The sequence below is a fragment of the Bacillus sp. 491mf genome, assembly GCF_900112415.1.
GTDB lineage: Bacteria > Bacillota > Bacilli > Bacillales > Bacillaceae_G > Bacillus_A.
Genome location: NZ_FOLV01000001.1, coordinates 373,253 through 392,810, shown reverse-complemented (window position 1 = coordinate 392,810; position 19,558 = coordinate 373,253). Strand labels below are relative to the sequence as shown.

Here is a 19,558-nt window from a genome sequence, read left to right as displayed (position 1 = left end):
CTGTTTTTTCGAGGGTTGGGTAAAAACATTCAAAATGTTAATGTTAATCTAAATAAAAAGACATAATATTCTATTTTTTATTGAAAAATAATTAATATAAACATTTTTCTTATCCAAATTATGTTAATATTTAATCAACAATTATATGGATGAGGAGGATATTATGAACGTATCGGTGAAGGGGAATGAACAAATTACAAAGTTGCTAAATGATTGGTATCAAGCCATGTTGCAGCAACAAGTTTCAAAAGCAACGACATTAAAACAAGAAGTTGATAATGAAATTAACAATGTAGAAACAGATTACAATATATCTTTGTATCATGCATTATTAAATTTTCGCTATACTGTTCTAACTGATTGGGTTTCAATTAAAGTAGACAGTTTTGATCAAGTAGCATCCTTTGAAATCCCAACAGATAAATCCCTAGCATATTATTATCATTTCTTCAAAGCTCTTCACTTAAGACTTATTACTAACTATACTGAAGCAAAAGAACAGTTTGATAAAGCTGAAACACTATTACAATACATTGTAAATCCTTTTGAAAAAGCTGAGTTTCATTATCGTTTAGGAGAATTTTATTATCATTCATATCAACACCTTAAATCCATTGATTGTATTCGAAATGCAAAAGAAAAATTTTCTAAACAGAATGGATATGAGATTAATCTTGCTTTATGTGAAAATATATATGGACTATGTTGTATCGATTTAAAACAATTTGAATTAGCTGAAGAAGCATTAAATACAGCATTAGCTTTATTCCAAAAAATAAATCATGCAAAATATATCCTTATGGTACGCAACAACTTAGGATTACTTTATGCAAATCAAAATTTATCAGAATTAGCACTTCGTCACCTATCAGAAGTAACAAAGAAATCTCCAAATCATTTCCGAGCGTTGTATTTAGAAGCTGATGAAAATTTGAAATTAAATCATCTAAATATAGCTAAACCATTAATAAAAAAAGGGTTATACATCTGTAATCATTTGAAAAATCGAGAATATCAATATCGTTTTATGATTTTAAAAGAAATGAATACAAATACAGATACATTAGAAAAAGCTGTTTTAGAAGGAATTACGTATTTTGAAAAAGAAAAATTATTTGACTGTATTGAAGAATATACAGATCGCTTAGCCGATAAATTTTATAATGAAAACAACTATGAACAAGCAAGCAAATATTATCGTATGAGTAAGGAAGCACAACAAAAACAAAGGGAAAAAGGAGCATTAAAATGATGAAAAAAGTCCTCTTAACAACAATAGGTTGTACATTTGTAGTATCTATAACAGCTGGATTTATAGGATTCAATAAAGGCGACACAGGCGGGTCACCACAAAGACCTGATTTAGCTTATACACATGGAGAAGGTTGGTCTCCAAATTATTCACATGCTGACTTACCTATCTCTGCCGATGGAAATCACAGAGGTTCTCCTTCTTACTCTGAACACGGTGATACACCATCACCTGCTGATAATAAAGGTGATGGTGGCGGTATTATAAGTAATAAAGTTGTAAGTGATCCCGGTGTTGGTGGTGGTATGGTAAGTAATGAGGCTGAAGGTGATACACCAGCACCACAAGCGTAACATTTTAATAGAATTAAAGAACAAGCCGCCCATCTAAAATGAGCGGCTTTCTTTATTATCTAAGCCCATTTGCATAAGATTCATCAAAATACATCCAACCTTCCACAATATGGGGACGGCATCAGAATTGGAAATGTTCCCGATCATAAATCTAAACCAAAACGAACAGGTACAGGTCAAGCATGGTTTCCCGAATCCTGGACTAGAAACGGTATAAAAGAAGCTGGTGAATATGTTGCTAACCTTCAAGAAAATATAAATGTAAAAGACGGAAATATGATATTTGGTGAATATAAAGGCGTAAGAGCTGGAGTAATAAAAACAAACGATAAGATTGGAACTGTATTCCCAGATGGAACAAAACAACCTTAAAAATGCAAATAAAGGAGAATTAATTATGTTTGAAGAACAAGTAAGAAAAATTATAGAGGAACGAAAGGCAGTTCATCCTGAAAATATTTTTTTAATTGAAAAATATTGGGAAGAACTTGCAGAATTATTAAGCGAAGATATTGAGCAAACTATTAAATTTTTAGATACCGCTTCAGAAGAAGAAGTAGAATGGCTTAGTGAGGTATTTGAGGATGTAGATTTTGACGAAAAAACTAAAGAATACGTGGAGTGTTTAAAACGTTTAGTACAAAAATTTCCGAACTCTACAATAAGACCATCTGTTGAAGTTGTAGAAAAAATGATATTTTAAATACAATCGAATTTAGATGAATAGATTCAATCTCATAATGCGACATATATAGATGTCGCATTTAAAAAAGCAGCTATTTCATGCACTTAGAAGCATATACAGCTGCTTTTTATTAAGCAGAACATAGATTATTGGTTTAATTAATTATTATAAGCCCTCATTTACTTTAATTGAAATATAAGCACCATGAACTCAATGGTTATCATAAAAAAATCAAATAAAATCAGAAAAACTATATAAAAATGGACGAAAATCCTGATTATTATATCTAATAAAATAATAAATAAAAATTCGAATTTCAAAGTTGGTGGACGTTTTTACTCTCCTAAAATTATTGAATGGTGAGTTTAAATTAAATAAACCGAAGAAGTAATCTTATTTATACTAGAAAAATAGCAAAGGAGAGTAAAAATGAAAATTTGGGAATTGAGAAGTTCGTTTGATGACTATAAATCCTTTCAACTATTGAATTATAAAGAAGACAAAAAATATTTTAAAGGGAAGTTCAACTCTACAGCAGTTTTATTAGATTCATGGGGAGAAATATTCATTGAATGTATAGAAGAAGGCAATCAAAGCGACTGTCCGCATTTTTGGGGAGAAACTGGTTCAATAATGATTAGTGAAAAAGCAAAAAATTTATTAGAACCTTTAATAGGTACTAATGTTGAGTTTCTTCCACTTGTTTATAATAAAACAAATAAAGTATATTATCTAATCCATGTTTTAAATGTACTAGATGCAATTGACAGTAATAAAGCAATCTTTAAAAAATTAAGTTCAGGTTTAATAATAGGCTGTGAAAAATTTGCATTTATTCCTAGTGTTGTTCAAAATGAAATGATTTTTAAATTGTATATAAATGAAAAAATTCACCCGAACTATATTTTGGTGTCAGATGAATTTAGAAATGCAGTATTAGAAAGTGATTTAAAAGGTTTTGAATTTATAGAGGTATGGGATTCAAAATCGTATATGTGATTAAAGTACTAATTCCATCATATTGTAAACTAAAAATAGTCACTCAGCACGTACAACTTCTATCTCTGATTTTGTTATGAGTGAATTAAAACAACATCGGATTTGGCAAATAGAGAGAAAATTACAATTTAGTGTACCTTATTCAGAAAATGGTTATATTACAGCAAACGAAAAAGGTGGTCCACTGAATCCAAACTATGTGTACAATCACTTTTCTAAAGCAATAAAAAAAGCCAATGTGAAAAAAATCCGTTTTCATGATTTGCGTCATACACATGCATCACTTATGTTACTTCTTGGAGAAACTTAACCATGTCATTTTCTACACCACCTATGTAATTTTTACACAATAAAAAGAAGAGCACCTGTTTCCGCAAGCGCTCTTCTCTTCTATGGGATTTGGATTACGAGGTTCCTTTTAACAAAAGTTAAGAGGTACAAGTAGTATATGCTCGTCCTTAACAAAATGTGCAAAGAGCAACCGAATGCTCACTCACTTATTTTTCAAATACTCTTGAACACATTCATTTCCTAATCTCCAATACTCTTCGTCCATCTCAAAGCCGATATAATTTCGATTAGTATTAATACATGCAATAGCAGTTATAAAACTACCCATACAATTATCTAATACCGCTTCACCTTCTTTTGTATGAGTCTTAATTAGATATTCGAATAATGCTAATGGCTTCTGAGTTGGATGAAATGTTTTACTTTCCCTCTGGAAATCAATAACCGACTTTGGATAGTTAGTATATTTCTTTACATGTACCTTATTTAAGGATTCATTATTTCTTTTACCAAATACCCCAATGTTAGCTATTCTTTTCTTTTTGATCGGCCTATCTAACAAAATTAAATTCTGTGGGTAATATTTGGGTAACTTTTTATAGAATACTAATACATTTTCATGATTCTTTAATGGCATTCTATTTGCATTTGGGAATCCAGTTACATGATTTCCCTTCTTCCATATCCATTCATAACGAAATAACTTCATATTAGAAGCAATTAACTTTGTTGTGAACGGTTGGCTTGCTGTTAACACAATCGCGCCATTATCCTTTATAACCCTTTCATATTGTTCCCATAACAGATCAAACGGAATGATGCTGTCCCATTTACAAGATGTAGTTCCATAAGGTAAATCACATAAAATCATATCAATTGATTTATCCTCTATCATTTTCATTCCTTCTAGACAATCCATATTAAGAACTTGATTTAACAATTTTGTAACCATCCTTTTTGGCATAATAAAAAGGAGCAACATGAATTAGCTGCTCTACTATAAATACGGTAAATGAAGTTTTACTATCAATCAAAGAAAGTAAAAAACTGCTACCCAATCGGATAACAGTTTTAAATAAATAGACAAGTCATGTGTGCTCCATATTTTTTAGTTAAGGAGGTTTTACACCTCTTTCAATCGCCAACTGCATATGCGTTTCCCTGTTAGTACATAATACAATGTGATCTCGGTGTTAGCGACTGAAAGAAGAGCAAAAGCTCTTCAATACTTCAACGTTCATTCAATCTGCAACATCGAAGCTATCGGAAATCAAGTTCAAAACCATAATATAAAATGGGCCGCTTTAATTATAAAGGTATCCTTGTGGGTCGGGTTATTTCCACCACTTCTCACAATACAAATATATCACAGTAATTCCAAATCAACCGGCACATTTGCGGTCAAAAAGCGGTCACGACTCTGCCAGTTTATTTTAAATTATCCACATCTTATATTGACGGAAATAAAAAAGAAGAATACTCTTTCAAGTATTCTTCTTCACTATTATTTCATATAACCGTTGCTATCAAAATAGTATTTTGTCCCGTTAATTACTAATGATTCATTTGTTGCAAGTCCATAATCTCCTGGAATAAAATACATCCATTTTCCATTAGCGCCTTGCTCCCAACCTTCTTTTTTAGATAACTTTCCTCCCGGAGCAAATAAATACCACCTTGCTTTTCCAGCATCACGGTCAATCAGCATCCATCCATTTGTAGTAGGATTACTACATTTATTGACTGGATCAACCATAGTACGTTTATAAATATAATACCAATCTTGTCCAGATTGCACCCAACCATTATATAATGAGTTTCCATTATCGGCATATAAGTTAAAAACCCATATTTTAGAAGGGCACATCGGTCCTGTTTCCAGTTCCTCCCATTCCCCGTGAGTTCCAGCTACATATGTATTAGCTGCAAAAGCATTTGTAGTGGGATAAATAGCAAAAATAACAAAACATAATATCATTGCTTTTACAAATTTTTTCATAATTATCTAATTCCTCCCCAATAAATTCAATACTGTTAAATCATACTATACAAAGATATGATTTCATAGAAAAATTTAGGATAAATAACCAGAATCATACACTTTGAGAGACATCCATAAAAATATAGGAAATACTCTTATTAAAAGCACCGACTAGATTCACTTCAATAAGAAGATATTTATTTATAAAAAAATGTCTTAGCATTTTTTGTTTTGCCTTATGACTTACCCATATCTTATATTTTGTGTAACTGTCCCGAACGCTGAACCCATTGCTATTATTAACTTTATAACACTTTCTTTTTTGAGTTACACAACACAATAAAAATGGTTAACTATAAGTAAAAAAGAAAAAGACCGACTTCTATCGGTCTTTTCAAATATTCTTATATTGTTGGTCTCTTCTAAGACCTAGATTTTCTAGGACCTACAATTAATTTGATTGCTGTTCTTTCTTGATTATCGATTGAAATCTCTTGAAACGCTGGAATAAGAACCAAATCAATACCACTAGGAGCTACGAATCCTCTTGCAATAGCAATGGCTTTAATTGCTTGATTTAAAGCGCCAGCTCCAATCACTTGAATTTCTGCATTACCGCTTTCTCTTAATACGCCTGCAATTGCGCCTGCAACTGAATTGGGATTTGATTTTGATGATACTTTTAATATATTTTCCATGTAATTTGCTCCCTCTGTTATTTAATCATCTTTTTGGTTACTGACTGGAATGTACCTTTAACTAATATTCATATCCAAAGCAAACAATACTATTGAATGTATTTATTCGATACTTTTTATGTTGTACCTGCTCATCTACATAAATAAAAAGCGAATTACTAAATCTTAAACTTAGTCATCGCTCTATCCATTGCGTCTTGGTTTACTCCTATATATCTAAGCGTTACCCGTTCTGATGAGTGATTAAATATTTCCATTAACAATGCTATATTCTTTGTCTGCATGTACATATGGTATCCGAATGTCTTACGTAATGTATGTGTACCAATCTCATCTAAACCAAACTCTGCTGCCGTTGCTCGAAGTATCTTATATGCCATGCTCCTACCTATTGGCCTGTTACTACCTTGTCGGCTTTTAATTAGGTATTCTTGGTCTTCTCTTTCATCAATGAACCATTTCAACTCTCTTCTCAATGCTGCAGTAATTTGAATACGCTTCTGCTTACCTGTTTTCATTTCACGCATTGAAATGTGGCTCCCTTTTAAGTCACCAACCTTTAGCTTCAAGATATCACTAATACGTAAGCCTGTATTGATTCCCATTACAAACAGAATATAATTACGTTCGCTCTTTTCTTTAAGATATTCTTTTATTTGTTGTATTTGCTCTGGATCACGTATTGGTTGGACAAAATTCATTGGTCATCCCTCCCATGATGCTCTTCTATCTCATATACTTCTAATCTAAGAGCAAAGGCGAGCTTATAAAAAGCATTAGATTTATTACGTCTATATGTACGTTCACTCATGCCAATCTCGTTATAAACCATGTAATCAAATACTTCTTCATCTTCCAAATAGCGCTTTACAATTATGTCTCTTTGATTCTTACTAAAACGACTTAATGCTTTATCAATTTGAAAAGACAAACGCTGTAATCTTACTTCTCTCTCACTTAGTTTCACATTAGATAAAGCAACATCTTCAGCTGGTTTTCCCACTATGTTTGTTGGGCCGTGATATCTAACTTCACCGGAAGCTGTAACCTTCATCTCATTTCTAATCATCCCGAACTGTCTATAAATACGAACATTTCCAAGAACTTCTTCTAATCGCACTTGTGTTGCTTTACGATCAATTTTTGGTAAGAATGTTAATTGCGTCATATATAAAACACTCCTTGTCTATTTTAATAAACACAAAAAGCGGACACCAAACTACAGAACAATATTACTAATGCTCTTTATAGTTTGATGTCCGCTGGTTCTTCCAGTAGGACAAAATATTTAATTGTATCTATTGTACCATTTTTCTTAATCTATCTTTCTACTCAAAGGATTATTTTGTTCAGTTTTTCAGTAGTTCTTGATCTTCATAGATGTTACCAATAACTTCTATCGCATGATTACATGTAAAGCATTTTACATAATCTCGTTCCCTGTAATATCCACGCAACCCTTCCCTAACATATAAAAGCTCTTGGAATACAACTTCAAAACAACCATATACAAACTGAACTTCAGCTAGACAATGAAACCCTCTTGAATTTGTAAGTCTTACAATATCCCCTTCAAAAATCTTCTTTCCATTTTTATCTTTCAATCCGGTATATTGCATAATCTTATATTCAGCATGATGACCTCTCGCTATGCCATCGACAATTTCATGGATCCCTTCTTCTTCAAAGAAGTATAAATCGTCAATAATGTACATTTCTTTCCGTTTAATATCCCATGCTCTAAACTCAACTGTTTTCATTCCTCATCCCTCCGCATAATATTTCACCATCTGCGTATACTATAACTGGCTACTCATAGCTGTACTCCATTTGTAGTTTTATTTTCCTCTCCCTCGAGGAGGAGCAGTTAGCTTTTGCTATCTGCTTTTTTTCGTATAATATTTCACCAGCAATACATACTATAGATAAGCTGTTAAACAGCTTAGTCCAATTTTTCTTTCTCTTAACCCTTTTTAGGGAGCAGTTAGTTTTTACTGGCTGCTCTTTTATTGGAAACATTTACTTGATGTTATTAATTTAATATCACGTTATTATAATAACTGTTCAAATAAATCGAACTGTTATACCCATTACCCTAGGAGACTAGGGTCTTAATTTATACAAAATGAAATTTTTATCATAAAACAAACCTTGAATGTTTATGTCACTTTTAGACATCCTAAAAATAGGAGGTGATATAATATGAATAACTCTAAAAAAGAAAAAAATGATGTGACAAATAATAGTGTGCTTGGTCTTGATTTAGATGAACAGGCTATGAACGGATTATACGGAATGCCTGAAACTGATATCGAGGACAAAGATCACCGTAAAAAAAGTAATTCACAAAATATCTAATACATATCAGATATCACATAAAGGCTCCCCCTTAAGTCCATTCTCTAATGGTGAGCGGTTAGCTTTTGCTAGCTGCTCTTTACTCTACTGACCACTTTTTCATATCCATTCTCCTTATAGAATATTTATTAATTCCTTATAACCTTATTTATCAACAACCAACACGTGGAATAAAATTACCATTTTTGGTAATATGAAGGTAACCCTAACGTTTTATATATTTTTTTATAGGGCCTGTAGCGCACCTCAGGCCCTATTTTTTTACAAAGTAGCGTTCTTGTTTAGTTTTCTTCCGCTCTAGCAATAGCGATAATATTGTCTGTATTCACTGCCAAAGGATTGTATAAACCGTTTGATTGCTCAAAGAGCATAATGAATTTATCTTCGTTCAAGAGATCCATTATTGAAGCAAAACTTTCTTGGCTGTACATTGCAATTAATTTATTAGGAACCTTAAGCGTTACATGTAATTTACGATAATTACTCAACTACCCCACTCCTTTTCAAATACCGATCTTGTTTGCTTAATTGATATTATTACGCTCTTTCATCTGTTCAATTAGATAATTGATTTTAAGTAATAATGCCTGTTCACTTTTAAAATCATCTTCTGTAACGTCATCACGTTCCATGTATTTCAATATTGCATGTTTCATTGCGTGTAATTGCTTATACGAGAACTTTGCTAATATTCCACTCATTTCAATCTCCTTTCCTATTTAGACTTCATATTCTTAATGACTTCTTTCACATGCTGCACTAACTGCTCACGATCCATCTTTGTATAACCTTTTATCTTATTGTGTTTACAAACATATTTAAGGTCTTTCATAGTCCACTCTTCTACTGGCGGAATATTAATAACAATTGTTTCTTCACTCATTCTTGTTCCCTCCAAAATAACTATTTTGTTAAAAATTAATATGATAATTCTGGTCTTTCTCCCGGTTGAATAGAATCATTGTCATATGTTTCATCAAGAATTATCTGTGTACGATTCTGATTCAGCTTCATTTGCTAATTGCAGGGCTTTTGTTCGAAGTTTTCCTGCCCTGTCATAATCTCCTTTTAAAGAAGCTTTCTTTGATCTCGTCTCCCAAAGACCTGCTCTATTTAACAATTTTTCTACTTTTCGGCTCACAGTCACATTCACCTACTTCTCTACAAAATTCAAAATTGGTATTAAAGTAACTGTGTTTTCCGCTCATCAACACGAGTTACTTTTCCATTTTTATATACAAATGATTGTTCACCATGTCCGCTGTTTGGTGGATCTATCTCATGAATCTGTCCATCTTTCACAACATAAATCTTGTTTTCTTTTAAATCTATTTCAGCTGTCATTTCTGCAATATTTTCTTGAATAATTGCCAACGAAATCACTCCCATTTATGCTATAATTACTTTGTCGAATAATTATGTCGGGAGCAATCTCGGCTTTTTTTATTTTGTGTAATCTCATAAATATTTCACAACATCTTCTGGGATAAATGTTTGTTCCACTGACAAGTAAAGTCGAATTGGAATCGCTTGTTTAGTATCCCTCGCTTGCTTACATAGTTCTTCAGCTTTTTCCCAATCAAACCGCTGATCTTCCGCACGTTTATATCGCCAAATTCCAATTGTATACTCCTCAAAAAGTTCGTACTTTTCGTCATATGCGGTTGTTTGTTTTAACTCATCAACTGCTTTAGCTCTACGTGGAACTTGAACAATTACATCTGCATAACGCACTTGAGAGCTTGAATATTGAACTTTGGCTCTCTTAATATTAAATTCGGATACTGGTTCGACATCAAAGATTGTTAACTGTTTTGACATGTGCCTCACCCTTTTCTCTTCTCATCATCACAACATAGCAAGTATCTGCATTAGCTTGTCCAAAACTATAATTAGTTGTACTGATTTTTCCATTCGTTCGCTTATGAATAAACTCTTTCTGCCGCTGCGCTAATGATCTAATTGGATGAACGCATGAATATCCGCGTTTTTCTAATTCTTGTACAGCTTTAAGAATATCTTTGAACTTTTTACGTTTAATATGAACAGTGTCACCGTTACGCCAGTTTTTCGTTAGAATCATTTTTCTTATCCTCCAGTAACTTCAAACTTGTTCCTAAAATTCCCTCAAGCTGTGTCAATGTTAATTGATCTAGTGTTCTTCCATCTGACAGTTCAGCTAAACCTAAACTTAATAGTTTACGAATAATAAGTAATCTTCTCCGTTCAACTTCTTGTCGTAGCAACATCATCTCGCCTCCTGTTGCGGCCGTTCACTATATCTGCGCTCTAAATCTACAAATTTACTAAACTCTTTAATGAAGGCTAATCCTATAATTCCTACTGGACCATTTCTCTGCTTTGCAATAATGATTTCAATCACATTTTTATTTTCAGATTCCCTATCGTAATAATCATCCCTATACAAAAATGTAATAATATCTGCATCTTGCTCAAGTTGTCCTGTCTCGCGTAAGTCTGATGGCATCGGTCGTTTGTCTTGCCTACTCTCTACTGCACGACTGAGCTGTGATAAAGCAACTACACATACTCCTAACTTTCGGGCCATTAATTTTAACTTGCGACTAATTTCACTTAACTCCTGCATTCGATTACCTTTATGCTTTGGATCACCACCTTAGGCTAGTTTTTTAGCGTTCTTTGCCATTTTGGCAACATTCTCTTCAAAAAAAGGTCAGCTATGGGTACATCAAAGATATCAGCAACCATTGCTAAAGTTTCAGCAGAAAATTTATTACGACCTGTTTCTAAATAATAATATCCATTAATTGTTTTATAACCAAGACACTTAGACATCTCTTCAACTGAAAACTCTAACTTTTTTCTAATGCGTTTAATTTTGTTTAAATCAACCTTCTTAACTGTTTGTAACATTTTGCACCTCCTCATTTTGCCAAATTGGTAACTTATGACCTTATAATATATTACCATTTTGGCAAAGTTAATAACAAAATATCCTTTTCGGTAAGTTTATTTTAGCTTATTTACCGATATGGTAAAATATTAAATATAAAAGAATGAAGGGGAAAATTATGAGCACATTAGCTAAGCGAATGCGTCACGTGCGCGAAATAAGAGGATATTCTCAGACTAAAGCTGCACAAGCTTTGAATGTTTCAAATGTGCAATTATCCCGCTACGAATCAGGTGAAAGAAAACCTGATCCAGATTTTATTAAACATGCTGCTGCTTTTTATGAGGTTTCTACTGATTACCTTCTAGGGATAATTGACACATATACACATGAAAATGACACAGAAATAGACAAAGCCCTCAATGATCCTGAACTCGGATTATGGTTCAAAGACATCAAAGATGCTTCTCCAGAGAAACAAGAAGAACTTCGCCAGTTTTGGGAGTTTATCAAGGTGAAAGAAAAAAATCGTAAGCCTGGAGATGAACAAAAATAAAACACGCTCTTATTGCGTGTTTTTATTTATTCTACAGCTGTATAAAAATTACACAGTTACATAATTTTTCAGATTAGGAGTACTAGTAAATGAACACTTTTTTCGCAATTTTATTCGTATTAGGAATTATATCCACTTTAATTTTATTAATTACCTCATTTGTGTTTCGTTTTAAAAAGAAACACAACACTAAGAAATTTTTCAAATTTACCGGCATAGCATTTATTGTCTCCATTATTTCTTTTGCGGGATTTGGGATGTCTATGACACCTGAAGACAAACAAAAAGCTGAAGAAAAGAAATTAGAAGAACAGAAAAATCAAGATGAGAAACAAAAACAAGAAGAGGACAAAAAACTTGCAGAACAAAAGAAGCAAGAAGAATTTTCAAACTATGCTCAAAACATTAAAGGTGGAGCATTTATTAAAGACATAAAGCTAACTAATAATGAAGCTGAAATTACATATTATGACTCTTATTCATCTTTTAAATCTCAAAAGCCAGACTCCAACGTGAATGAAGATACATATAAACAATATTTCGCAACTGGAGACGCTATTGAAAAAATGTTGGTAAGTGAACCAGCTAGGTTACTAAGACAATTCCCTGACGTAAATGGAGTTAAAATGACTCTCCCATTCGACGGGAAAACATACAGCATAAACTTAGATAGAAAATCATTAAATAAATACATCGGATTAAAGATTGAGAGTTTAAAATCAGAAGATCAATCTTGGCAGAAGAAATTCCTTAATCCGTATGTATACGCTAAAGCTAAACGTGCGGAATATTTCAAGAAGTTTGTTACTGTTCAATAATACTGAAATTCGCCATAATTACAAAAATTCGTAACAAGTGATTTAAATTCTTCCAAACTAAAAGTAATATTGAGTTTTTTCGTCAAAATGATATATTTTCAATTCGAATCACCGCTTAACAAGATTATAACATCATATAACTAAATAACTTAATGTAAATTGTTTTCTAACACAAAATCAAATATATACCAAAAGCCCCCTTCACGGGCTTTTCTTTTTGCGTTAAAACAGGAACAAACGTTCTCATTTTACAATAATGGAGTGAAATAACATGTACAAATCACAGCCCTACTACACGACACAACTTGAAGACTATACGAAAAACTTGTACCAATCACTCTCTATCTTTGTTCCAGAACAAGTGGATATAATGAAGATTGCACAAAAGCTAAACATTTGGCTTTATTTCGCTCCGATAGAAAGTTGCGCAATAGAGCGTAATGGTCTAGCAAGCATCGTATTAGATAACCGAAAGTCTCCACAAGAACAATTCGAAGATTTTGGTCATGAGATTGCACACCTTCTCTTCCATGCTGGTAATCAATTAAATATGTCAAAGTTGTTGTTGGACTACCAGGAATCAAAGGCACAGAATTTCGCTATGCACTTTTGTATTCCGACTTTTATGTTACAAAGATTATCTCTTCCATCTACACGATCAGAAGCAATCTATTTACTTTCTATTACGTTTAATGTTACGGCAGAACTCGCTAACAAGTGTTTAATTCATTATGAAGGGCAAATACTTGCTAGTCGTATACAAGAGTTTTTACGGGTACATTACGCTGTTTAAGTAATTATTAGGAGGTCTTAGTCCAATGAAAGGATATTTTAGAAAACGCGGTGACAAGTGGTCTTTTACAGTTGATATTGGAATAGATCCAGAGACAGGTAAACGAAAACAGAAAACAAAATCTGGATTCAAAACTAAAAAGGAAGCACAAACAGCTGCTGCTGCACTTATTACCCAATTAGAACGTGGTGAGTATTTTGAAGAAAAGAAAATAACGATTAAGAGTTTTATAGAAGATTGGCTAGAAAACGTAGCTAGACATAATATTAAACCATCTACTTTTGGTGGGTATAAAGGAACCATACATAAAAGAATTATCCCTGCATTAGGTCACTATAAACTTACTGACTTGAAGCCGCCAGCTATAAATAAATTTTATAATCACCTCTTGAAAGACGAAAACTTATCTGAAGAGTATGTGGAGTATATCCATTCTATACTTAAAACAGCTTTTAATACTGCCGTGGAATGGGAATATATTCGAACCAATATATTTCATAAAGTGAAAAAGCCTCGAAGAAAGAAAAAAGAAATGCAAACGTGGAGCTTTGAAGAAGCACGTTGTTTCTTAGAAACTATAAAAGACGGTAAAAGACATTATTACATGTTGTACCTTCTTGCTATTTATACCGGAATGCGTCGCGGAGAAATTTTAGGATTGCGTTGGTCCGATATTAATTTTGAAGCTGGAAAATTAAGCATTCAAAGAACACTCTACTATACAAAAGAGCAAGGTATCATTATTCAGTCCACTAAAAATAATCACTCAGCACGTACAGTTTCTATCTCTGATTTTGTTATGAGTGAATTAAAACAACATCGGATTTGGCAAATAGAGAGAAAATTACAATTTGGTGTACCTTATTCAGAAGATGGTTATATTATAGCAAACGAAAAAGGTGGTCCACTGAATCCAAACTATGTGTACAATCACTTTTCTAAAGCGATAAAAAAAGCCAATGTGAAAAAAATCCGTTTTCATGATTTGCGTCATACACATGCATCACTTATGTTACTTCTTGGAGAACATCCGAAGATTGTATCAGAACGATTAGGACATTCATCTATCGAAATGACAATGAACACATATTCTCACGTGACTTTCGACATGCAAAAGGAATCATCAGATCGGTTTGAAAAAGCTTTTCAGCAAACAAATTGATACAATGTGGTCAAAATGTGGTCAATGTTATAAAAAATAGCGCTAAACCCTTTATAAATAAAGAGTTTAGCGCCATTTTATTTACATCACCCGCTTAAACATCTTCTCCAATTCATAAGTCGAATGATGAACAAGTATAGGTCTGCCATGCGGACAAGTATAGGGATTTGTTGTTGTTCGCAGTTCTTCCAATAAAGCAAAGATTTGATCGTTCGTTAAATATTGATTTGCTTTAATCGATGCTTTGCAGCTCATCATAATAGCTGCTTCTTCACGCAGTTTTTTAATATCGACTTTTTTCAATTTCAATACTTGCTGCATCATTTCATCGATAATTTCCATCTCTTGTCCTTTTGGGAACCATGTTGGATGTGAGCGGACAATGAACGATTGGTGGCCAAATTGTTCTAGAAAGATTCCTACTTTTTTCAGTTCTTCTAATTGTTCTTCAATGCGCAAAAATTCATTAAGCGATAAATCAATTCGGTATGGAACGAGTAATTCTTGTACCTCGGGTGCCACTTTTCCTACTTTATCACGGAAATATTCATAGTTAATGCGCTCCTGAGCGGCATGCTGATCAATCATATATAATCCTTTATCATTTTGAGCGAAAACATATGTTCCGTGCATTTGGCCTATTGGATACAACGGTGGTAAATCGTTTCCGTTCATTTCGATTTCTTGCACTTCTTCAAGTTCTTCTAATTCAAACTCTTCCTCATTGTCATCCCAATCAGTCTCTTGTGGGAGTGGTTCTTCTACGATTGGCTTAGATGGTTGCCAATTGTTTTCTTCTTTCACAAGAGACTCTGGCGGCTGCCATTCTTGTTTTGGTGGATTCCAAAGCGGCGTCTGTGACTTCGGTTTTTCTTCTTGTTCATCCATTCCACTTGGCAACACAATTTTCGGTAGTTCTTGCGATTTTGCGTGCTCAAATCGAAACTGTTCTTGGACGCTTTCATCTTTTTCTTTTTTCTTTGTTGTTACGCCAGCATCAGGAATAAGTTGGATCTTTTTAAAAGCATTCTGCAATGCTTTTTCAATAAGCTGCAATAGCTCCTGTTCTTTACTAAAACGAACCTCTAGTTTTGCTGGATGAACGTTCACATCAACTAGCATCGGATCCATTTCAATTGATAAGAAACCAATTGGATAACGGCCGACAGGTAACAACGTATGATAGCCTTGTTGCACTGCTTTCATTAAGACATAATTTCGAACGTAACGACCATTTACAATCGTTGACATATAGTTACGAGATGCACGCGTCACTTCTGGCAACGTCACATAACCACGAATCGTAAAGTCTAACGATTCTGCTTCAATTGGAACTAATTTTTTCGCAACTTGAATGCCGTAAATTGCCGCAAGAACTTGTCTTACATCACCATTTCCTGATGTATGAAGCAATTTTTTCTCATTGTGAAACAAACGCAACGAGACTTCTGGATGCGACAGGGCAATGCGATATACAATGTCGGTAATATTTCCAAGCTCTGTATGAATCGTCTTCATATATTTTAAGCGTGCTGGTGTGTTAAAAAACAGATTTTGAACCGTAATGTCTGTTCCTTTACGGCTCGCTGTTTTTTCTTGTTTTAAAATCTCGCCGCCTTTAATGACAAGGTGGGTTCCTGGTGTATCCCCTGTACTTGTCATTAAATCTAATTCACTGACAGATGCAATACTTGGCAATGCTTCGCCGCGAAAGCCGAGCGTTCGAATACGAAACAAGTCATTTTCATCTTTAATTTTACTTGTTGCATGTCGTTCAAAGGCAACAACACAATCTTCTTCCGCAATGCCATCTCCATTATCAATGATGCGAATTTTCGATAATCCAGCTTCTTCTAAGTGGATTTCAATAGATGTACTATTCGCATCGATGGAATTTTCGACAAGTTCTTTTACAACCGAGGCAGGGCGTTCTACTACTTCCCCTGCCGCAATTAAGTTAGAAAGCTGATCATCGAGTTTGCGAATTTTCCCCATCTACTTACTCATCCTTTCTTCAACTTTTTCTGTAAACGGTACAATTCATTTAACGCTTCTAACGGTGTCATATCGAGTAAGTCCATTTTTTTAATTTGTGTTAATACTGTTGTTTCTTTTGCATCAAGTACAGGCTTGTCTTCTTTTTTCAATGGTTGTTCCGCTGCAAAGAAGGATAGCTGTGATTCTTCTTCCACTTCTTCTTCTACTTCTTCTTGCGGCAATATTTCTTCTTTTACGATCACAGGTTCCTGTACTTTTTCTTCTAAAACTTTAACTTCCGTTCGTTTCGGAATGATAACTTCCTCTTGTCCTTCAAGCTGCGCTAATACTTCTTTCGCACGAGTGATTAAGCTATCTGGGAGCTCTGCAAGCTGAGCAACGTGAATACCGTAACTCTTATCTGCTGCTCCTTCTTGAATTTTATGCAAGAAGACAACTTTTCCATTCTCTTCAATTGCGGAAACATGTACATTTTTCAACTTATCCAAATTTTCTTCTAGAACTGTTAATTCATGATAGTGTGTTGAAAATAACGTTTTCGCACCAATTTGATCATGAATATGCTCGATAATTGCTTGCGCTAGTGCCATACCATCATACGTAGATGTACCACGGCCAATTTCATCAAATAAAATTAAGCTTCTTTCCGATGCATTCGCAATTGCATTTTTCGCTTCTAACATTTCGACCATAAACGTACTTTGACCTGATATCAAATCATCGGCTGCACCAATTCTCGTAAAGATTTGGTCAAACACAGGGAGAACTGCTTCTGCTGCCGGTACAAAACAACCGATTTGCGCCATAACAGTAATCAATGCCAATTGACGCATATACGTACTTTTACCTGACATATTTGGACCAGTAATTAAAAAGATGTCCATATTTTCTGGCATGATACAGTCATTTGGTACATACAATTTACCGTTTAATACTTTTTCAACGACAGGATGACGACCATCTTTAATAAAGATTTCTCGTTTACCTGTTAATGTTGGTTTTACAAATTGCTCTTCCTCACTTACAGTTGCAAAACTTTGAAGGACATCTAATTCACTAATAATTTTTGCTAATTGTTGCAATTTCGGAATAAATACTTTTACTTCTTCGCGAAGAGCTGTGAATAAATCATATTCTAATTGAACGATTTTTTCCTCTGCTTCTAAAATTAACGTTTCTTTTTCTTTTAATTCATCTGTAATAAAACGTTCTGCATTCGCAAGAGTTTGTTTTCGTTCATAACGTCCTTCTGGAAGTGCAGAAAGGTTTGCTTTTGTAACTTCAATATAGTAGCCAAAAATGCGGTTGTATCCAATTTTCAGCGATTTAATTCCCGTTATATCACGCTCACGCTTTTCAAGCTCTGCAATCCATGTTTTTCCGTTTTTACTTACATAGCGATACTGATCTAATTTCTCACTATAACCATCTTTAATAATGTCACCATCTTTTACTGAAAGCGGTGGGTTTTCTTGAATACTTTTCTCTAGTAACGCTGTTAAGCTTTCACATGGATCAGCGCCTTGAATTAAGGTTGCAGCATAGGCATTATCTAAAAGACTAACCGCCTCCAGTATGGATGGTACTTGCAGTAAAGAACGCTTTAGTTGCAGTAAATCACGTGCATTGACATTTCCATATGAAACTTTTCCTGCTAACCGTTCTAAATCATATACTTCTTTTAATTTTTCTTTTAAATCCTCACGGAAGAAATAATCGTTCACAAATGTTTCAACCATTTCTAAACGTTCTTCAATTTTTTCTTTTTGAATGAGCGGACGTTCCATCCACTGCTTTAGCATACGTCCCCCCATCGCTGTTTTCGTTTTATCTAACAGCCATAATAAAGAACCTGTTTTTTCTTTTGTGCGAATGGTTTCTGTTAGTTCTAGATTACGTTTAGAGTGAACATCAATCTTCATAAATTGATTTGTATAATAAATTTCAACCGGTTGTAGATGATCTAACGAACGTTTTTGCGTACGTAAGACATAATGAAATAAACGTCCAACGGCTGCAAGGAGTTTTGCTTGCGTCACATTTTGAACGAGGTGCATAAGATTCTCTGGAATGTCGGTTTCCTTTTCATATGAAACTGTCATTTTTAGTGTTGCTAACAACTTATCTAGTTCTTCCTCAGAGAATGTAGACGATACAACAATTTCTTTTGCGCCCGTTGCGTATACTTCTAGTATTACATCTTCAAGTGCTCCAGTTAACAATGTTACTGTATTTTGGCCTGTTGTTAAGTCATTACAAGCTAATGCATAGGAACCATCTTCAAACTGTTCTAATGCTGCAAGGAAATTATTTTCCTTTTCATCTATTGTTCGACCTTCCATCATCGTTCCTGGTGTAATTAATTGTACAACTTCCCGGCGCACAACACCTTTTGCTGTTTTTGGATCTTCAACTTGTTCACAAATTGCTACTTTATATCCTTTTTCAACCAACTGTTCAATGTAGTTTTTGGCAGCGTGATATGGTACACCACACATCGGAATGCGATCACTTCCGCCCCCATCACGACTCGTTAATGTAATTTCAAGTTCATGTGCTGCTTTTACAGCATCTTCAAAAAACATTTCATAAAAATCGCCTAAGCGAAAAAATAAAAAGGCATCTTGATAATCTGCCTTGATTTTTAAATATTGTTGCATCATCGGCGTGTACTGTGCCATTTTGTTCCTCCATACATCTTTCTTTTTCACTTTAAAAACATATTATAACACAAATTAT

At 33.8% G+C, this 19,558-nt stretch carries 28 protein-coding genes and 1 pseudogene; 11 read left to right on the top strand and 18 right to left on the bottom strand.

The window, feature by feature from the left end; all coding sequences use genetic code 11:
* Positions 1-163 precede the first annotated feature (163 nt).
* The 6 genes from BM211_RS02050 to BM211_RS02025 all read left to right on the top strand — a co-directional run bounded on the left by BM211_RS02050 (position 164) and on the right by BM211_RS02025 (position 3,599).
* The gene (locus tag BM211_RS02050; RefSeq protein ID WP_090994769.1) at positions 164-1,252 is read left to right on the top strand and encodes a response regulator aspartate phosphatase; all 1,089 of its coding nucleotides are present in this window, start codon (positions 164-166) and stop codon (positions 1,250-1,252) included.
* Positions 1,249-1,605 (top strand): hypothetical protein, encoded by a 357-nt coding sequence (locus tag BM211_RS02045; protein WP_051957352.1) that lies wholly within the window; start codon positions 1,249-1,251, stop codon positions 1,603-1,605. The genes BM211_RS02050 and BM211_RS02045 overlap by 4 nt, the downstream gene beginning before the upstream one ends.
* Before the next feature lie 69 nt (positions 1,606-1,674).
* Complete coding sequence (locus BM211_RS02040; RefSeq protein ID WP_081904919.1) at positions 1,675-1,977, top strand: EndoU domain-containing protein; 303 nt, start codon at positions 1,675-1,677, stop codon at positions 1,975-1,977.
* Between the two features lie 25 nt (positions 1,978-2,002).
* Positions 2,003-2,308, top strand: coding sequence for a hypothetical protein (locus BM211_RS02035; protein ID WP_035434801.1), 306 nt, complete (start codon positions 2,003-2,005; stop codon positions 2,306-2,308).
* Positions 2,309-2,719: 411 nt separating this feature from the next.
* Positions 2,720-3,289 carry an imm11 family protein gene (locus BM211_RS02030; RefSeq protein WP_035434798.1) on the top strand — a complete coding sequence of 190 codons (570 nt, stop codon included), beginning with the start codon at positions 2,720-2,722 and terminating at the stop codon, positions 3,287-3,289.
* Between the two features lie 61 nt (positions 3,290-3,350).
* Positions 3,351-3,599, top strand: a complete 249-nt coding sequence (locus BM211_RS02025; protein WP_305728491.1) for a tyrosine-type recombinase/integrase — start codon at positions 3,351-3,353, stop codon at positions 3,597-3,599.
* A 183-nt stretch (positions 3,600-3,782) separates the two neighbouring features.
* Here the strand turns inward: BM211_RS02025 and BM211_RS02020 are convergent, their stop codons facing one another.
* From BM211_RS02020 to BM211_RS01995, 6 genes are all read right to left on the bottom strand, one after another.
* A complete protein-coding gene (locus BM211_RS02020) occupies positions 3,783-4,520 on the bottom strand; it encodes a DNA-methyltransferase (protein WP_090995003.1) in 738 nt (245 codons plus the stop codon).
* Between the two features lie 564 nt (positions 4,521-5,084).
* The gene (locus tag BM211_RS02015; RefSeq protein ID WP_090994763.1) at positions 5,085-5,579 is read right to left on the bottom strand and encodes a hypothetical protein; all 495 of its coding nucleotides are present in this window, start codon (positions 5,577-5,579) and stop codon (positions 5,085-5,087) included.
* Positions 5,580-5,983: 404 nt separating this feature from the next.
* The gene (locus BM211_RS02010) at positions 5,984-6,259 is read right to left on the bottom strand and encodes a stage V sporulation protein S (RefSeq protein WP_035434673.1); all 276 of its coding nucleotides are present in this window, start codon (positions 6,257-6,259) and stop codon (positions 5,984-5,986) included.
* A 158-nt stretch (positions 6,260-6,417) separates the two neighbouring features.
* Entirely contained in the window at positions 6,418-6,960 is a 543-nt protein-coding gene (locus tag BM211_RS02005) for a site-specific integrase (RefSeq protein ID WP_035434671.1), read from the bottom strand.
* Positions 6,957-7,427, bottom strand: coding sequence for an ArpU family phage packaging/lysis transcriptional regulator (locus BM211_RS02000; protein WP_035434668.1), 471 nt, complete (start codon positions 7,425-7,427; stop codon positions 6,957-6,959). The genes BM211_RS02005 and BM211_RS02000 overlap by 4 nt, the downstream gene beginning before the upstream one ends.
* Before the next feature lie 181 nt (positions 7,428-7,608).
* The gene (locus BM211_RS01995; protein WP_051957342.1) at positions 7,609-8,019 is read right to left on the bottom strand and encodes a YopX family protein; all 411 of its coding nucleotides are present in this window, start codon (positions 8,017-8,019) and stop codon (positions 7,609-7,611) included.
* 442 nt (positions 8,020-8,461) lie between these two features.
* On the opposite strand from BM211_RS01995, the gene BM211_RS01990 reads away from it, so the two are divergent.
* Positions 8,462-8,617 (top strand): DUF4021 domain-containing protein, encoded by a 156-nt coding sequence (locus tag BM211_RS01990; RefSeq protein WP_081904915.1) that lies wholly within the window; start codon positions 8,462-8,464, stop codon positions 8,615-8,617.
* A gap of 281 nt (positions 8,618-8,898) precedes the next feature.
* Here BM211_RS01990 and BM211_RS01985 read toward each other — a convergent pair whose 3' ends face one another.
* From BM211_RS01985 to BM211_RS01950, 10 genes and pseudogenes are all read right to left on the bottom strand, one after another.
* Complete coding sequence (locus BM211_RS01985; protein WP_035434666.1) at positions 8,899-9,105, bottom strand: hypothetical protein; 207 nt, start codon at positions 9,103-9,105, stop codon at positions 8,899-8,901.
* 36 nt (positions 9,106-9,141) lie between these two features.
* Positions 9,142-9,318 carry a hypothetical protein gene (locus BM211_RS01980; RefSeq protein WP_035434663.1) on the bottom strand — a complete coding sequence of 59 codons (177 nt, stop codon included), beginning with the start codon at positions 9,316-9,318 and terminating at the stop codon, positions 9,142-9,144.
* Positions 9,319-9,332: 14 nt separating this feature from the next.
* Positions 9,333-9,500: a hypothetical protein gene (locus tag BM211_RS26280; protein WP_177206865.1), complete on the bottom strand. Its 168-nt coding sequence runs from the start codon at positions 9,498-9,500 to the stop codon at positions 9,333-9,335.
* 93 nt (positions 9,501-9,593) lie between these two features.
* The gene (locus BM211_RS26275) at positions 9,594-9,758 is read right to left on the bottom strand and encodes a hypothetical protein (protein ID WP_156107955.1); all 165 of its coding nucleotides are present in this window, start codon (positions 9,756-9,758) and stop codon (positions 9,594-9,596) included.
* A 41-nt stretch (positions 9,759-9,799) separates the two neighbouring features.
* A complete protein-coding gene (locus tag BM211_RS01975; RefSeq protein WP_035434661.1) occupies positions 9,800-9,991 on the bottom strand; it encodes a DUF3954 domain-containing protein in 192 nt (63 codons plus the stop codon).
* An 84-nt stretch (positions 9,992-10,075) separates the two neighbouring features.
* Positions 10,076-10,438 carry a hypothetical protein gene (locus BM211_RS01970; protein ID WP_035434658.1) on the bottom strand — a complete coding sequence of 121 codons (363 nt, stop codon included), beginning with the start codon at positions 10,436-10,438 and terminating at the stop codon, positions 10,076-10,078.
* Complete coding sequence (locus tag BM211_RS01965) at positions 10,413-10,700, bottom strand: hypothetical protein (RefSeq protein ID WP_090994760.1); 288 nt, start codon at positions 10,698-10,700, stop codon at positions 10,413-10,415. Before BM211_RS01965 ends, BM211_RS01970 begins: the two co-directional genes overlap by 26 nt.
* A complete protein-coding gene (locus BM211_RS01960; RefSeq protein WP_035434656.1) occupies positions 10,675-10,866 on the bottom strand; it encodes a Fur-regulated basic protein FbpA in 192 nt (63 codons plus the stop codon). The genes BM211_RS01965 and BM211_RS01960 overlap by 26 nt, the downstream gene beginning before the upstream one ends.
* A pseudogene (locus BM211_RS01955) lies at positions 10,866-11,252 on the bottom strand (replicative DNA helicase); the annotation flags it as partial. The pseudogene BM211_RS01955 and the gene BM211_RS01960, both read right to left, overlap by 1 nt.
* A gap of 8 nt (positions 11,253-11,260) precedes the next feature.
* Entirely contained in the window at positions 11,261-11,512 is a 252-nt protein-coding gene (locus BM211_RS01950; RefSeq protein ID WP_090994758.1) for a helix-turn-helix transcriptional regulator, read from the bottom strand.
* 158 nt (positions 11,513-11,670) lie between these two features.
* Between BM211_RS01950 and BM211_RS01945 the strand changes: the two genes are divergently transcribed.
* The 4 genes from BM211_RS01945 (at position 11,671) to BM211_RS01930 (ending at position 14,821) form a co-directional block, all read left to right on the top strand.
* Positions 11,671-12,048, top strand: a complete 378-nt coding sequence (locus tag BM211_RS01945) for a helix-turn-helix domain-containing protein (RefSeq protein ID WP_035434648.1) — start codon at positions 11,671-11,673, stop codon at positions 12,046-12,048.
* An 89-nt stretch (positions 12,049-12,137) separates the two neighbouring features.
* Positions 12,138-12,866, top strand: a complete 729-nt coding sequence (locus BM211_RS01940) for a hypothetical protein (RefSeq protein ID WP_090994756.1) — start codon at positions 12,138-12,140, stop codon at positions 12,864-12,866.
* A 271-nt stretch (positions 12,867-13,137) separates the two neighbouring features.
* On the top strand, positions 13,138-13,659 hold the full coding sequence (locus tag BM211_RS01935; RefSeq protein ID WP_090994753.1) for an ImmA/IrrE family metallo-endopeptidase: 522 nt from the start codon (positions 13,138-13,140) through the stop codon (positions 13,657-13,659).
* Positions 13,660-13,684: 25 nt separating this feature from the next.
* Positions 13,685-14,821, top strand: a complete 1,137-nt coding sequence (locus BM211_RS01930; RefSeq protein ID WP_090994733.1) for a site-specific integrase — start codon at positions 13,685-13,687, stop codon at positions 14,819-14,821.
* An 81-nt stretch (positions 14,822-14,902) separates the two neighbouring features.
* Here the strand turns inward: BM211_RS01930 and mutL are convergent, their stop codons facing one another.
* A complete protein-coding gene (gene mutL, locus BM211_RS01925; protein WP_090994730.1) occupies positions 14,903-16,816 on the bottom strand; it encodes a DNA mismatch repair endonuclease MutL in 1,914 nt (637 codons plus the stop codon).
* A gap of 8 nt (positions 16,817-16,824) precedes the next feature.
* Positions 16,825-19,500 carry a DNA mismatch repair protein MutS gene (gene mutS, locus BM211_RS01920; RefSeq protein WP_090994728.1) on the bottom strand — a complete coding sequence of 892 codons (2,676 nt, stop codon included), beginning with the start codon at positions 19,498-19,500 and terminating at the stop codon, positions 16,825-16,827.
* Positions 19,501-19,558 lie beyond the last annotated feature (58 nt).

Excerpts from the sequence above, each read along its gene's own strand:
- mutL (WP_090994730.1), bottom strand. The coding sequence starts at position 16,816 with ATGGGGAAAATTCGCAAACTCGATGATCAGCTTTCTAACTTAATTGCG.
- BM211_RS02050 (WP_090994769.1), top strand. The coding sequence starts at position 164 with ATGAACGTATCGGTGAAGGGGAATGAACAAATTACAAAGTTGCTAAAT.
- BM211_RS02045 (WP_051957352.1), top strand. The coding sequence starts at position 1,249 with ATGATGAAAAAAGTCCTCTTAACAACAATAGGTTGTACATTTGTAGTA.
- BM211_RS02015 (WP_090994763.1), bottom strand. The coding sequence starts at position 5,579 with ATGAAAAAATTTGTAAAAGCAATGATATTATGTTTTGTTATTTTTGCT.
- BM211_RS02010 (WP_035434673.1), bottom strand. The coding sequence starts at position 6,259 with ATGGAAAATATATTAAAAGTATCATCAAAATCAAATCCCAATTCAGTT.
- BM211_RS02035 (WP_035434801.1), top strand. The coding sequence starts at position 2,003 with ATGTTTGAAGAACAAGTAAGAAAAATTATAGAGGAACGAAAGGCAGTT.
- BM211_RS01960 (WP_035434656.1), bottom strand. The coding sequence starts at position 10,866 with ATGTTGCTACGACAAGAAGTTGAACGGAGAAGATTACTTATTATTCGT.
- BM211_RS01930 (WP_090994733.1), top strand. The coding sequence starts at position 13,685 with ATGAAAGGATATTTTAGAAAACGCGGTGACAAGTGGTCTTTTACAGTT.
- BM211_RS01935 (WP_090994753.1), top strand. The coding sequence starts at position 13,138 with ATGTACAAATCACAGCCCTACTACACGACACAACTTGAAGACTATACG.
- BM211_RS02005 (WP_035434671.1), bottom strand. The coding sequence starts at position 6,960 with ATGAATTTTGTCCAACCAATACGTGATCCAGAGCAAATACAACAAATA.
- BM211_RS26280 (WP_177206865.1), bottom strand. The coding sequence starts at position 9,500 with ATGAGTGAAGAAACAATTGTTATTAATATTCCGCCAGTAGAAGAGTGG.
- BM211_RS01980 (WP_035434663.1), bottom strand. The coding sequence starts at position 9,318 with ATGAGTGGAATATTAGCAAAGTTCTCGTATAAGCAATTACACGCAATG.
- BM211_RS01990 (WP_081904915.1), top strand. The coding sequence starts at position 8,462 with ATGAATAACTCTAAAAAAGAAAAAAATGATGTGACAAATAATAGTGTG.
- BM211_RS01945 (WP_035434648.1), top strand. The coding sequence starts at position 11,671 with ATGAGCACATTAGCTAAGCGAATGCGTCACGTGCGCGAAATAAGAGGA.
- BM211_RS02030 (WP_035434798.1), top strand. The coding sequence starts at position 2,720 with ATGAAAATTTGGGAATTGAGAAGTTCGTTTGATGACTATAAATCCTTT.
- BM211_RS01995 (WP_051957342.1), bottom strand. The coding sequence starts at position 8,019 with ATGAAAACAGTTGAGTTTAGAGCATGGGATATTAAACGGAAAGAAATG.
- BM211_RS02000 (WP_035434668.1), bottom strand. The coding sequence starts at position 7,427 with ATGACGCAATTAACATTCTTACCAAAAATTGATCGTAAAGCAACACAA.
- mutS (WP_090994728.1), bottom strand. The coding sequence starts at position 19,500 with ATGGCACAGTACACGCCGATGATGCAACAATATTTAAAAATCAAGGCA.
- BM211_RS01950 (WP_090994758.1), bottom strand. The coding sequence starts at position 11,512 with ATGTTACAAACAGTTAAGAAGGTTGATTTAAACAAAATTAAACGCATT.
- BM211_RS01940 (WP_090994756.1), top strand. The coding sequence starts at position 12,138 with ATGAACACTTTTTTCGCAATTTTATTCGTATTAGGAATTATATCCACT.
- BM211_RS01970 (WP_035434658.1), bottom strand. The coding sequence starts at position 10,438 with ATGTCAAAACAGTTAACAATCTTTGATGTCGAACCAGTATCCGAATTT.
- BM211_RS01965 (WP_090994760.1), bottom strand. The coding sequence starts at position 10,700 with ATGATTCTAACGAAAAACTGGCGTAACGGTGACACTGTTCATATTAAA.